The sequence below is a fragment of the Mesorhizobium dulcispinae genome (genome assembly GCF_033977345.1).
Classification (GTDB): Bacteria; Pseudomonadota; Alphaproteobacteria; order Rhizobiales; family Rhizobiaceae; genus Mesorhizobium; species Mesorhizobium dulcispinae.
Map to the genome: position 1 here is coordinate 195,024 of NZ_JAVIIY010000001.1, position 14,074 is coordinate 209,097.

The window sequence follows — 14,074 nt, forward strand, 5'->3', positions numbered from 1 at the left end:
CAGGAATGATCAGGATTGGAAATCGACGGCGATGCCGCGATTGGCGAAAAAACGATCGAAGGTGGTCAGCGGCAGCGTGGCGTTCGCCTGGCTCGGCCGGTCGTGGCCGGACGGGTTGTGGAAGCGGATTTCGCCTGGCGCGGCCGCCGTCACCAGCACCAGATGGCCGCCCTTGGAAGGCGGCTCGCGTTCGGGCCAGCGGATGCCGGGATGCACCGAGGCGATGAAGTAGCGCCACCTGGAAAGAAGTCCGGGCACCATAGCCATATCGACATTCGTCACCGTCTCGGCGGACAGGCCGAAACGTTCGCGGACGAACCTGACGAAGGGCTCGTAGATCAGCCCTTTGATCGAACCGTCTGCCTCATTGACGACATAGCCGCCATAGGCCGTGCAGGCGCGGGCAAGTTCCAATGTAGGGTGGATTTCGCCCCGCGCGGCAAGGATCATTTTCAGGCAGGCCATGCCGCAGACGTTGACGGCCCAGCGCGCATGGTCCTCGACCGTCTCAGCGCCGGAATTGCGCCACAGCGGATCGCGATGCAGAGCCGATGGTCCCTCCGCCAAGAGCGGCAAAGTCATGCCGGGCGATTCCCACTGGCTGAAATAAGGCACTTCCCTGGATTGCATACCGGCTCCAGCCTTGTGTCTCGCATGCGAGGCGCAAGGCACCCTCTTAAAGCTGTTCGAGCAATAAGCGAAGGATTTGAGCGGATTTTGGCCAGTTGGAGCAGTTTTCCAGCAGAAGTGTAAAACGGTCCGGAACTGCATCAAGACAAGGAGATCGAAGCGGTTCGTCGTTTTCGTCAAACGATGAACCGCTCCAGGAACCGGAAGCTCTTACTTGGTCAGCGCAGCGCCGCGGCGATGTTGCCGCCGTCCACCGTCGTCACGTCGGCGGTGGTGCGTTCGGCCAGCGCCTGGTGCAGGAAGGCCTGCGCGACGTCGTCCGCCGTCACCTCCTGTCCAAGCAAATTGCCGGACATGTATTCCTTCTCCGACACGCCGCGCGCGGTGGAGCGGCTGGCGATCATGGCGTCGGTCAGAAGCCCCGAGCGGATGCGGTCGGCGTTGACCGCGTTGGAGCGGATGCCCTGCGCGCCGTAATCCAGCGCATATTGCCTGGACAGGAATAGCGTGGCCGCCTTGGGAATTCCGTAGGCGCCGAATTTCGGGCCGGGATTGATCGCCTGCTTGGAGGTGTTGAAGAGCAGCACGCCGCCCGTCCCCTGTTCCAGCATAATGCGCACCGCATTCTGCGCCGCCGATTGGTGCGCAAAGAAATTGAGCTCGAAGCTCTTGCGCAAAGTGGCGTCGTCTAGCTCGCCGATCCGGCCTTCCCAGGCGGCGCCGGCATTGGAGACCAGGATGTCGACCCCGCCATAGACGGCGACCGCCTTGTCGAAGGCGGCGCGCATTTCGGCTGGATTGGTGATGTCGGCCCCGACGCCGATCGAATTGTTGCCGGCCGCCTTCGCCGCTTCCGCGGCCTTGGCCGGATCGAGGTCGACGATGACCGCATGCGCGCCGTTGGCGGCGAAGAGCTTTGCCGTCGCGGCGCCGATCGCGCCGGCGCCGCCGGTGATCAGCACCACCTGGCTGGTCAGCGGCTTCGGCTTGTTGGAGGCGAGCTTGGCCTGCTCCAGCGACCAGTATTCGAGCGGGAAGAGGTCTGCTTTGGAGAGCGGCTGGAAATTGCCGATCGCTTCCGCGCCACGCACCGCCTCGATCCACATCTCGCCGACGTCCGAGGCGATCTTGGCATCCTTCAGCGTGCGGCCGTGGCCGAACATCCCTAGGCCCGGAACCAGGGTCAGGCGCGGCATCGGGTCGAGCATGGTGCGCTTGATGTCGTCCAGCGCGTCATTGGTCTCGAAATAGGCACGGTAGTCCTTAGCGAAGGCTTCGACATGGCTGTGGATGACGGCCTTGTAGTCGCCGAGCTTGTCGGCGTCGGGCGCCGGCACCGCCATCGGGCCGGTCTTGATGCGGATCGACAGATCCGGCGTCGACACGCCGCGCCCGGCATAGTCGGCGATCTTCGCCGAATTGATGAAGTCGACGATGGCGTCCGAGGTGCGGAAGTCGCTGATCATGCGGTCGAAGCGGCCTTCGCCGCGCGCCACCGCCACCGCGCCGCGCAGCGTCGGCGCGATATCCGCCGGCCTGGCGAGCTTCGCCGGCAGCGCCGCCTTGGCCGCCTGCGGCCTGCCGTTCCTGGCGACATAGTCCTCGGCGACGTTCACATAGTGGATCATCCGGTCGTAGGCCTGCTTCGCATCGTCGCCGAAGGTGAAGATGCCGTGCTTGTCGAGGATCAGGCCCTCGACGCCCGGATCGGCGTCAAAAACCTCCGCCGCGACCTTGGCGAGGTCGAAGCCGGGCTTGATGTAGGGCACGTAGCCCATCCTGCTGCCGAACACCTTTGCCACCAGCGCCTTGCTGTCTTCCTGGTCGACGATGGCGAGGATCGCGGTCGAATGCGTGTGGTCGACGAATTTGTGCGGCAGGAAGGCGTGCAGAAGTGTTTCGACCGACGGATTGGGGGAGGCGGGGTCGATGAGGTTGGAGCGCTGCAGCGCCACCATGTCCTCGTCGGAGAGCGCGGCAAGAGCGCGCGCCTTGAGCAGCGCGCCCATCTTCACCGCCGGCAGGCCTTGCGGCTCGATGATCGCCATGTCCCAGCCGCTGCCCTTGACGCACAGCACGTCCCATTCGTCGCCGACGAGATCGGTGGCCTTGGTCTTGCAGGAGGTGTTGCCGCCGCCATGCAGCACCAGCCGAGGCTCGCCGCCGAGCAGGCGGGTCGTGTAGACGCGCAGCGCAAGGTCGCGGCCGACGCCTTTCTTCGCATAGTCGGCCACCATCTTTTCCGCGTCGGCGTCGTTCCAAAGGTTCTTCATGTCGTTCCGTCCGATTCCGTCTTTTGTCTGCTCATGAACAGGAAGCCGCGACGTCTTGATGACAGAAGCGGCGAGGGTGGTTTTCCCAGAGCATGATGCCGAAAAGTGTGAAGCGGTTTTCGGACGACATCATGCTCCATCTCTTTGATTTAGAGCCGGATTCAGATTTCAGGTCGATTCGACCTGAAATCATCCGGCTCTAGGAAGCCTTTTTGCTTGCCGCCCCGGCGTGTTGCAGAAGACGCTCAGCCATATGCGCGCCGACCACCAGATGCGTGCAGAGCCCGCCGGCGATTGCCGCCAGCAACGGCTCGAACTTGCTATCCTCCTGCACCACCATCAGCCGCTTCCCGATGGCGCGCAGCGAGGCGAGTTCGGCGGATATGACTCGCCGGTTGTAGTCGCAGTCGAGCACCTCGCCATTGGCGTCGATGACCTGCCCGGCAATCACGCCGGCCGCACCTTGCCCACGCAGTGCCGACATTTCGGCCGGCGTGAGTGCGCCGCATTTCACCAGATGGCTGTCGGCATCGACCGCGCCGACGGAATAGAGCGCGAGATCGCAGTCGCTGACGCCGGCAAGCTGGTCGCGGATCACCGGCTCGGCGCGCAGGCCTTGCGCCAGTTTCTCCGTCGACAGCACTAGCGGCGCGTAGAAGTTCAGACCCTTGGCGTTCAGCCGCCGCGCGATCTCCATTGTGCACTGGTCGGGTCGGTAGGAATAGGGCGCGCCGAGATTGCCGCAGAGCTGCACCACGGTGACATCCTGCAGGTCCGCATAGGACATGATGTCGGCGATGGTGTAGACGGTGCGGCCCCAGGCGACGCCGATGCGGTCGCCCTTCTTCACCAGTTCGAGGAAGACGCTTGCCGCCAGCACCGCGATATCGGTCGAGGGATCGGCGACATAGGCGTTTTCCGGCGCGATCCAGACGGCGTCGAGCTTGAAGGCATCCTCAACCTCGCGCGCCATGACGTCGTCGGTGAAAAGCTGCGTCGAAGTCGAGATGTTGACGATGCCGGTCTCGCGCGCCTTGCGCAGATACATCGCAACCGATGCGCGCGAAATCTTGAGCTGGTTCGCCACTTCGTCCTGGCGAAGGCCATGGGCATAGTAGAGCCAGGCGGCCTTGTGGATGAGCTGTTCTGCCGGTCTAATCGCCATGCCGCCTCCTCGGCTGACATTAGTCACGGCTCTCGACAAAAGTCAAATCTGGGTGATTGGGTGTAATCGCCCTCCGGCGCGGTCTGATCTGGGCAGCCATTCTACCAAGCGCTCATATCATAGCATTTCTCAGTCGTTCGGGGGGATGGCATGATCGCGGGCCTGAGTTTAGAAAACACGAAAAGACTTTTGGGGAGGATGGGATGGCCAATCCCTACGAACAGGATCTCGACCGGAACGCCGCCAACCACCAGCCGTTGACGCCGCTCACCTATCTTGAGCGTGCGGCCAAGACCTATCCCGATCATGTCGCCATCATCCATGGCAGCCAGCGCATCTCTTATCGCGATTTCTGGCGCCGCTCGCTGAAGCTCGCCTCGGCACTCTCGAAGCATGGCATCGGCAAGGGCGACACGGTGACGGTGATGCTGTCGAACACGCCGCCGATGCTGGAGGTGCATTTCGGCGTGCCAATGGTGAAGGCGGTGCTGCATTCGCTGAACACCCGCCTCGATGCCGCTGTCATCGCCTTCCAGCTCGATCATGCCGACAGCAAGGTGCTGATCGTCGACCGCGAATTCTCGGGCGTCGTCAGGGAGGCGCTGGCATTGGCCAAGGTCAAGCCATTGATCATCGACTACGACGATCCCGACTACGCCGCCGACGCGCCCTATCCGAAGGGCGAGCGGATAGGCAAGCTCGACTATGAGGACTTCGTCGCCGGCGGCGATGAAGCGTTTGCATGGTCGATGCCGGATGACGAGTGGGACGCCATCTCGCTCAACTACACCTCCGGCACCACCGGCAATCCGAAGGGCGTCGTCTACCACCATCGGGGTGCTGCGTTGATGGCCTATACCAACACCATCCATGCCGGCATGGCCAAGCATGCGGTCTATCTCTGGACGCTGCCGATGTTCCACTGCAACGGCTGGTGCTTCCCCTGGACTTTAGCTGTGCAGGCCGGCACCCACGTCTGCCTGCGCTGGGTGCGGGCAAAGCCGATGTATGACGCGATCGCCGACCATGGCGTCACTCATCTCTGCGGCGCGCCTATCGTCATGTCGCTGCTGATCAACGCGAAGGACGAGGACAAGCGCCAGTTCCCGCAGACCGTGACCTTCAACACGGCCGCCGCGCCGCCGCCGGAGGCGGTGCTTTCCGGCATGGCCGATGCCGGCTTCGCCGTCACCCACCTTTACGGCCTGACCGAGACCTACGGGCCGGCCGTCGTCAACGAATGGCACAATGAGTGGGATGCGCTGGAAAAGGGGCCGAGGACGGCGATGAAGGCGCGCCAGGGTGTGCGCTATGCCGCGCTCGAGGGACTGACGGTAATGAACCCCGAGACGATGGCGGAGACGCCGGCCGACGGCGAGACCATCGGCGAGGTCATGTTCCGCGGCAACATCGTCATGAAGGGCTATCTGAAGAACCGCAAGGCGACCGACGAGGCCTTTGCCGGCGGCTGGTTCCATTCCGGCGATCTCGGTGTCATGCACCCGGATGGCTACATCCAGCTCAAGGACCGCTCCAAGGACATCATCATCTCCGGCGGCGAGAACATCTCCTCCATCGAGGTCGAGGACGCGCTCTACAAGCATCCGTCAGTCGCGTCCTGCGGCGTGGTCGCGCGCGCCGATGAGAAATGGGGCGAGGTGCCGGTCGCCTATGTCGAGCTAAAACCCGGCAAGAGCGCGACGGAGGCCGAGATCATCGAGCACTGCCGCGGCCTGCTTGCCCGCTTCAAGGTGCCGAAGGCGGTGGTGTTCGCCGAAATTCCGAAGACATCGACGGGGAAGATCCAGAAGTTCAGGTTGAGGGAAATGGCGAAACAGGGCTAGCTTCCGCCAAAACTGGGTCAGGTCGAGTTCCCGCCCACCCCCCTCTGTCCTGCCGGACATCTCCCCCGCAAGGGGGGAGATCGGATGTCACCTTTGCTTTCGCCAATCGCTAACGCTGCAGGGTGAGCGCCGCCAACGAAGCTGCCAATCTCCCCCCTTGCGGGGGAGATGTCCGGCAGGACAGAGGGGGGTGGGCAGGATCGTGGCGCCGGAAGTTCCAGCCCCAACTGTCACCATCTGTCACCATTTTGTACGCGTACATCGATTTCGCGTTGACTCCTCGCTTCTTTCGATTTACGAGTGATGAAAATTGAAATTCGTCACTCGTCAAACGAAAGCACCATGTCAGAAGCCGCCAACATCGTGGCCGACCCCGCCAGACAGGAGAATGTGACGCGCATTCTCGACTGCGCCGAGCGCCTGTTCCGGCATTACGGCTACAGCAAGACCAACGTCGCCGACATCGCTCGCGAGCTCGGCATGTCGCCGGCCAATATCTACCGCTTCTTCGCCTCCAAGGTCGAAATCCACCAGGCCGTCTGCGGCCGCATGCTCGGCGCCAGCTACGCGATGGCCTATGAGATATCGCGCCTGCCGCTCAGCGCGGAGGAGCGGCTGCGCCGCTATGTTCACGCCCAGTACAAGATGACCTTGGAAGTCATGCTCGACGACCAGAAGGTGCATGAGATGGTCATCGTCGCGCTCGAGCGCGACTGGGGCGTTATCGACAAGCATGTCGACCGTATCCACGACCTGTTCGCCGAGGTGATCCGCCAGGGCATCGAGGCCGGCGAGTTCAGGAAGCAGGATCCGGTGATCGCCTCGCGCTGCTTCGGCGCCGCCACCGTCATCCTGTGTCACCCGCAAATGGTCGCGCAGTGCCTGGCCAAGACCAATCGGGCAATGCCCGACGACCTCATCGATTACGCAATCAGAGCTTTGAAATAGCCGCCGCCCGCCGGGTGCCGGTTTTGACAAATCATCTCCAGTTCGGGAGTGCTAAAGTGTCTTTGTCCAGTTCCATCCTCCGCAAGCTGCCGGCCGCCGGTCTTTTCGTCGCCGCGATTGGCCTTGCCGGCTGCAGCCAGGAGAAGGCAGCGGTCGTCCAGGAAGTCGTCCGGCCGGTGAAGGTCGTCGAGATCGGCGAGGCGCAGACCACCCGCCAGCTCGATTACTCCGGCTCGGTGCGCGCCCGCACCGAGATGAATCTCGGCTTCCGTATCGCCGGCAAGGTCACCGAGCGTCTCGTCGACATCGGCCAGCATGTGAACGAGGGCGACGTGCTCGCTCGCATCGACCCGTCCGACTACGAGCTGTCGGTGAAGAGCGCTGAGGCGAGCCTCGACGCCGCCGAGAGGCAGGTCGAGACGGTCGATCTCTCCAGGAAGCGCGCCGAGCAGCTCTATGCCAAGAACTTCGCGCCGAAGTCGCAGCTCGATCAGGCGGCGCTGAGCTACGATCAGGCGGTAGCATCCCGCGATGCCGCCCGTTCGACGCTGGCTCAGGCTAAGAACCAGGTCCAGTACACCGATCTCAAGGCCAGCAAGGCCGGCATCGTCACCGCCACCTCCGCCGATATCGGCCAGGTGGTCGCCGCCGGCACGCCGGTGATGACGGTTGCCGTCGACGGCGAGAAGGAAGTGCTGATCGCGGTGCCGGAGATGGACATTGCCGGCTTCCGGCCGGGCAAGGAGGTCAAGGCAAGCTTCTGGTCGGACGACGCGCTCACCCTTGACGGCAAGGTCCGCGAAGTGGCCGGCAGCGCCGATCCGCAGTCGCGCACCTTCGCGGTCCGGGTGTCGCTGCCCAATGATCCGCGCGTGCTGCTTGGCATGACCGCCAATGTCGAGGCGACCGTCGGCAGCAAGGCGCAACTGGTGTCGATCCCGCTGACCGCGATGGCTGAGAAGGATGGCAAGCACATCGTCTGGACGGTCGACCGCGCCTCCGACACTGTCCATCCGCGCTCGATCAAAGTGGCGAACTTCACCGCCGACGGCGTTGCCGTGGCCGAAGGCCTGAAGCAGGGCGACGTGGTGGTGGCCGCCGGCACGCAATTCATGACCGAGAACCTGAAAGTGAAGCTTTCCGGCGACGCCGCACAGCAGTCTGCTTCCGCAGCCGATGACGTCGCCGCCACCAGCAGCCTGCGCTAACCAGGCGAAAGAACGCCTTTCCCGCTTCGCTGCGCGAGCCGCGAACCGGGCAAGGCATGGGTTCCGGGCGGCGAACGCGCCCGATCGACGAGACGCCGGCATTGGTATCCCCCGCACCATGGCTGCGTCCAGCGCGATTGCGAGTCTCTCTCCGCTTGAGGTGCTCGCCGCCCGGAAGCCCACCGAGCAATTCATGAGCAATGGCAAGCGTGCCTTGCCGGCCAATTGGACTGGACTTGTGCCATGACCACGGACAGCAGCACTGAAAAGCGGCCTTTCAATCTCTCGCGTTGGGCGATCGGGCATCCGAGCATCGCGCGCTTCCTGTTCGGGCTGATCATCCTGGCCGGCGCGCTCGGCCTGATGCGCATGGGCCAGAAGGAAGACCCCGACTTCACCTTCCGCGTCATGGTGGTGCAGGCAGTCTGGCCGGGCGCCTCGATCCAGGACATGGAAGACCAGGTCGTCAACAAGATCGAGCGCAAGCTGCAGGAAACGCCGCATCTCGATTTCGTTCGCTCCTACACCCGCGCCGGCAGCGCCATCATCACCTTGCAGGTCAAGGGCGACACCAATGCCGCTGAGGTGAAGGACGCCTTCTACCAGGTGCGCAAGAAGGTCGGCGATATCGCCAATGAACTGCCGCAAGGCTTGCTAGGCCCCTATTTCAACGACGAGTTCGGCGATACCTTCATCACGCTGCATTCGATCAGCGGCGACGGCTTCACCTATCCGGAGCTGAAGAAATTCGCCATCCAGGCGCGCGACATGCTGCTGGCGACGCCGGGCGTCGAGAAGGCGGTCATCATCGGCGACCAGCCCGAGAAGATCTATATCGACGTTTCCTCCAAGGCGCTGGCCGAGCGCGGCCTGACCATCCTCGACCTGCAGAATGCCGTGAAAGGGCAGAACGCCGTGGATCCGGCCGGCTCGGTCGACACCGGCCTGCGCTCGGTCCGCATCTCGGTCGAGGGCGACGTCACCAGGGCCGCCGACATCCGCGAGCTGAGGCTGCGCGCCGGCAACCAGGTGACGCGCCTCGGCGACATCGCCACCGTCACCTCGGGCCTCGAGGATCCGTATCAGCGCAAGTACCGCTTCAACGGCCATGAGAGCGTGCAGGTCGGCGTCGTCATGGCCAAGGGCTTCAACGTCAGGGACGTCGGCAAGGATGTCGAGGCGACCTACAAGCGCTTCGAGGAAGGCCTGCCTTACGGCGTTGCGGTCGACCAGATTTCCGACCAGCCCGAGGTCGTCAAGGATGCTGTCAACGAGTTCATGGAGGCGCTCGGCGAAGCGCTGCTCATCGTGCTCATCGTCTCGTTCCTGTCGATCGGCTGGCGTTCCGGCCTGGTGATCGCGATCGCCATCCCGCTGGTTTTGGCCGCAACCTTCGCCATCATGTACGAGATCGGCATCGACCTGCAGCGCATCTCGCTCGGCGCGCTGATCATCGCACTCGGCCTTTTGGTCGACGACGCCATGATCGTCGTCGAGATGATGGAACGAAAGCTGGAGGAGGGGCTGGTCAAGATCGAGGCGGCAAGCTTTGCCTATTCCTCGACCGCCTTCCCGATGCTCACCGGCACGCTGATCACCACAGCCGGCTTCATCCCGGTCGGCTTTGCGGCCTCCACCGCCGGCGAATATGTGCGCACGCTGTTCTATGTCGTGGGCATTGCGCTGGTCGTGTCGTGGTTCGTCGCGGTCTATTTCACGCCGTGGCTGGGCTACATGATCCTGAAGCAGCGCAAGCACGCCGGCACCCATCACGATGTCTTCGACACGCGCTTCTACCGGCGGCTGCGCGCGACGGTCACCTGGGCCGTGCGCCATCGCATCATCGTGCTGGTGATGACGCTGGTCACGTTCGGCACCAGCCTGTGGGCCTTCCAGTTCATTCCGCAGAATTTCTTCCCGCAGTCCTCGCGTCCGGAAATCCTGGTCGATCTCTGGTTGCCCGAGGGCACCTCGATCAAGGAGGTCGAGGCGCAGGCCAAGGCGCTGGAAGCGAAGATGATGGACGACCAGGACAAGCGCTTCATCGCCACCTATATCGGCGAGGGCGCGCCGCGCTTCTTCCTGCCGCTCGACCAGCAGCTCAGGAATCCGAACTTCGCCCAGCTCCTGGTGATGGCCAAGGACGAGCCGGCGCGCGAGCGGCTGATCGTCAAGATGCGAAGCATCCTCGCCAAGGACTTCCCGTCCATCCGCGCCAAGGTCGACCGTCTGTTCCTTGGGCCGCCGACCGGCTGGCCGGTGCAGATGCGCGTCATGGGTCCGGACCGCCAGGAAGTGCGTCGCATCGCCGACGAGGTCAAGGCGAGGTTCCTGGCAAACCCGCTGCTTGGCGCCGTGCATGACGACTGGCTGGAGCCGGTGCCGGCGATGAAGCTGGTGATCGACCAGGACCGCGCCCGCGCGCTCGGCGTCACCTCGCAGCGCATCCGCCAGATGCTGCAGGCCACCATGTCCGGAGCGCCGCTCGACGATTTCCGCGACGGCGAGGAGACGGTCTCGATCGTCGCCCGCGAGCCGGACGGGACCCGTCATCTCCTGTCGTCGGTCGACTCCGTCTACATCCCGACCGACTTCGGCGGCTCGGTGCCGCTGTCGCAGGTGGCGAAGGTCGTGCCCGTCATGGAGCAGGGCATCGAGTGGCGGCGCGACCGCCTGCCGACGATCAGCGTGCGCGGCACGCTGCCGGACGGCGTGCAGTCGAACGATGTCGTCACCAAGATGTACAACGACATGAAGGACCTGCGTGCCGGTCTCGCCCCCGGCTACAAGATCGAGATCCAGGGCGGCGCGGAGGATTCGGCCGAAAGCCAAGCCTCGATCGCCGCCAAGGCGCCGATCATGCTCGCCATCATCGTCATCTTGCTGATGGTCCAGCTGCAGCATTTCGGCAAGTCGATGCTGGTGCTGGCCACCGGTCCGCTGGGCATCATCGGCGCCGCCGCGGCGCTTCTGATCAGCGGCGCGCCGTTCGGCTTCGTGGCCATCCTCGGCGTCATCGCGCTGCTCGGCATCATCATGCGCAACTCGATCATCCTGGTCGACCAGATCGATCAGGATATCGCGGCGGGCATGGAGCGGTCGGAAGCGATCGTCGGCGCCGCCGTACGCCGCTTCCGGCCGATCATGCTGACGGCGCTGACCGCCGTGCTGGCGCTGATCCCGATCTCGCGCGCCGTCTTCTGGGGACCGCTGGCCTACGCCATGATGGGCGGCATCCTCGTCGCCACCGTGCTCACCATCCTGGTGCTGCCGGCGGGCTACGCCCTGTTCTTCGGCCGCGAGCCGAAGAAAGCCAAGACCGACGAGCAGGCGCCGCAGCCGGAACAGATCGAAGGCATCGAAAGACCGCAGCTGGCGCTGGCTGCGGAATAGAGCATGATCCCGAAAAGTGCGCAGCGGTTTTTGCTTCGCTGACCTGCGGTTCGGAAAGGATCATGCTGAAATAAGGAGACAGGTGGCAACCTCGGATCATTCGCCATCGGTGAAAGCCGGTGGCGGATGATCCGCATCACAGGCAACCGTGCCGGGCGAAAAATGCTCTACGGCACGGGTTCCACAAAACAGGATTCCTTTCCAACAGGCGGAAGCGAGCCGATCCTGCGGCGATATCGGAGCAGCAACGCTCGTCATCGCTGGATTTTTCCTATGGCACAACAACGGCAATTGCGTCTCGGCGCCTTCATGCGCCCCGTCAGTCTTCACACCGGCGCCTGGCGCTATCCGGGCGCCTATTCCGACGCCAACTTCAATTTCGCTCACCTGAAGCGCTTCGCGCAGACGCTTGAAGCAGCGAAGTTCGACGCCTTCTTCATGGCCGACCATTTGGCCGTGCTCAACATGCCGGTTGAGGCCTTGCGGCGCAGCCACACTGTGACCTCCTTCGAGCCGTTCACGCTGCTGTCGGCGCTTGCCGCCGTCACCGACCACATCGGCCTGATCGCCACCGCCTCGACGACCTTCGATGCGCCCTACCACATTGCGCGCCGCTTCGCTTCGCTGGACCATATCAGCGGCGGGCGCGCCGGCTGGAACATTGTCACGACGTCGAACCCGGACGCCGCGCTGAATTTCGGCCTCGACGAACATGTCGAGCACGACGAGCGCTACCACAGGGCGCGAGAATTCTACGACGTTGTGACCGGGCTGTGGGACAGCTTCGCCGACGATGCGTTTGTTCGCGACGCTGAAAGCGGACTCTATTTCGACCCTTCGAAGCTGCATGTGCTGGCGCACAAGGGAGAGCATCTGTCGGTGCGCGGACCGCTCAACATCGCCCGGCCCATTCAGGGCTGGCCGGTCATTGTGCAGGCCGGCGCGTCGGAGGCCGGGCGGCAACTGGCGGCCGAAACCGCCGAAGTCATTTTTGCGGCTCCGCCTGACCTGGCATCCGGCCAGCGCTTCTTTGCCGATGTGAAAGGACGGGCACAGAAGCTCGGCCGTTCGCGCGACGACATCAGGATCCTCCCCGGCGCTTTCGTCATCGTCGGCGACAGCGTCGAGGAAGCACGCGCCAAGCGGGCAAAGCTCGACAGCCTGGTCTATTACGAGAGCGGTATCGCCTCGTTGTCGATTGCGCTCGGCCACGACGCATCCGGCTTCGATCCTGAAGGCCCGTTGCCGGAAATCCCCGAGACCAACGCCTCGAAGAGCAGCCGCGAACGCGTTGTCGGACTGGCGCGCGGGGAGAACCTTACGGTCCGCCAGCTCGCGCAGCGGCTCGGCGGCTATTCGGGCCTCGCCTTCGTCGGCACGCCCAAAACCATCGCCGACGAGATGGAGGAATGGCTGCTCGCCGAAGGCTCCGACGGCTTCAATGTCATGTTCCCCTATCTTCCCGCCGGGCTGGACGATTTCGTCGAGAAGGTGGTGCCGGAGCTGCAGCGGCGCGGCCTCTTCAGGCGACAGTATGAGGGATCGACACTGCGCGAGAATCTCGGCCTGAAGCGACCACCTAATCGTTTCTTCGAGGCAGCGGGCGAGGTCGCTCGCAAGGCCGGCTGACCGGTCGTCAGCCGAGGTCCCGGAATGCGCGGTCGCCAGGCCATATTCGGCGGCCGCATCGACCATGGTGTGCCAGAGGCTCTCGGCGAAAGTGGGGAAGACCAGCAGGTTGAACACGGCCCGGCCGTCTTCCCGGTCCTTGCCGCGCCAGAGCGTTACGCTGGCATGGTCCATCGACGGCCATGGGGGGCCTTCACGACATGATCAGGCCGCCATCGACATTGATCGTCTGTCCGGTGATGTAGGCCGCGTCGTCGCTGGCGAGGAAGCTGACGAGGCCCGAAACGTCCTCGCCGCTGCCGGCCCGGCCCATCGGGATGTTCTTCACCCATTCCGCCATCAGCTCGCCCGGCTTGTGGTCGCCGAGCAGCTTGCCCCAGGCGGTGTCGTTATAGGCCCACATGTCGGTGTCGATGATGCCGGGGCAGATGGCGTTGACGGTGATCTTTTCCTTGGCGACTTCCTTGGCCAGGCTCTGGGTGATGCCGACGACGCCGAACTTCGAGGCGGCGTAATGCGGCGTGTAGATGAAACCCTGCCGTGCCTGGCCGGACGCCGTGTTGATCAGCCGGCCGCCTTGGCCGTGCTTGCGCATGCGGGAGATCGCTTCCTGGCAGCACAGGAACACGCCCTTGGTGTTCACCGCCATCACCTTGTCCCACTCGGCTTCCGTCATCGCCTCGATCCTGGCGATGGTGATGACGCCGGCGTTCTGGATAGAGATGTCGACGCGGCCGAACTCCTTCTCGGCGAGGTCGTAGAGTGCTGCGACCTCGTCCTTCTTCGTCACATCCATGCGCATCGAGGCGACCTTCGCGCCGGCAGCCTTCAGTGCGGCAGCGACTTCGTCGACGCGCGGGTCGATGGCGCTGATCACGACAGCCGCGCCTTCCGCCGCGAAGCGCTTCGCCATGGCCGCCCCTATGCCGCCGCTGGCGCCCGTGACGACCGCTGTCTTTCCCTCGAAACGCTTCTGCACTTTTT

General features: G+C 63.9%; 9 protein-coding genes. 5 read left to right on the plus strand and 4 right to left on the minus strand.

What is annotated here, in order from left to right:
• Nucleotides 1-9: 9 nt before the first annotated feature.
• The 3 genes from RFN30_RS00880 to RFN30_RS00890 form a co-directional block, all read right to left on the minus strand.
• Nucleotides 10-630, minus strand: a complete 621-nt coding sequence (locus tag RFN30_RS00880) for a C39 family peptidase (protein WP_320260256.1) — start codon at nucleotides 628-630, stop codon at nucleotides 10-12.
• Nucleotides 631-848: 218 nt separating this feature from the next.
• On the minus strand, nucleotides 849-2,903 hold the full coding sequence (locus RFN30_RS00885; RefSeq protein ID WP_320260257.1) for a bifunctional aldolase/short-chain dehydrogenase: 2,055 nt from the start codon (nucleotides 2,901-2,903) through the stop codon (nucleotides 849-851).
• A 199-nt stretch (nucleotides 2,904-3,102) separates the two neighbouring features.
• Nucleotides 3,103-4,068, minus strand: a complete 966-nt coding sequence (locus RFN30_RS00890; RefSeq protein ID WP_320260258.1) for a sugar-binding transcriptional regulator — start codon at nucleotides 4,066-4,068, stop codon at nucleotides 3,103-3,105.
• A 203-nt stretch (nucleotides 4,069-4,271) separates the two neighbouring features.
• On the opposite strand from RFN30_RS00890, the gene RFN30_RS00895 reads away from it, so the two are divergent.
• From RFN30_RS00895 to RFN30_RS00915, 5 genes are all read left to right on the plus strand, one after another.
• Nucleotides 4,272-5,912: an acyl-CoA synthetase gene (locus tag RFN30_RS00895; protein WP_320260259.1), complete on the plus strand. Its 1,641-nt coding sequence runs from the start codon at nucleotides 4,272-4,274 to the stop codon at nucleotides 5,910-5,912.
• Between the two features lie 342 nt (nucleotides 5,913-6,254).
• On the plus strand, nucleotides 6,255-6,860 hold the full coding sequence (locus RFN30_RS00900) for a TetR/AcrR family transcriptional regulator (RefSeq protein ID WP_320260260.1): 606 nt from the start codon (nucleotides 6,255-6,257) through the stop codon (nucleotides 6,858-6,860).
• A gap of 56 nt (nucleotides 6,861-6,916) precedes the next feature.
• Nucleotides 6,917-8,068 carry an efflux RND transporter periplasmic adaptor subunit gene (locus RFN30_RS00905; RefSeq protein WP_320260261.1) on the plus strand — a complete coding sequence of 384 codons (1,152 nt, stop codon included), beginning with the start codon at nucleotides 6,917-6,919 and terminating at the stop codon, nucleotides 8,066-8,068.
• 243 nt (nucleotides 8,069-8,311) lie between these two features.
• A complete protein-coding gene (locus tag RFN30_RS00910; protein WP_320260262.1) occupies nucleotides 8,312-11,461 on the plus strand; it encodes an efflux RND transporter permease subunit in 3,150 nt (1,049 codons plus the stop codon).
• Nucleotides 11,462-11,734: 273 nt separating this feature from the next.
• Nucleotides 11,735-13,090, plus strand: a complete 1,356-nt coding sequence (locus RFN30_RS00915; RefSeq protein WP_320260263.1) for an LLM class flavin-dependent oxidoreductase — start codon at nucleotides 11,735-11,737, stop codon at nucleotides 13,088-13,090.
• A 193-nt stretch (nucleotides 13,091-13,283) separates the two neighbouring features.
• Here RFN30_RS00915 and RFN30_RS00925 read toward each other — a convergent pair whose 3' ends face one another.
• Nucleotides 13,284-14,069: a glucose 1-dehydrogenase gene (locus tag RFN30_RS00925; RefSeq protein WP_320260264.1), complete on the minus strand. Its 786-nt coding sequence runs from the start codon at nucleotides 14,067-14,069 to the stop codon at nucleotides 13,284-13,286.
• Nucleotides 14,070-14,074 lie beyond the last annotated feature (5 nt).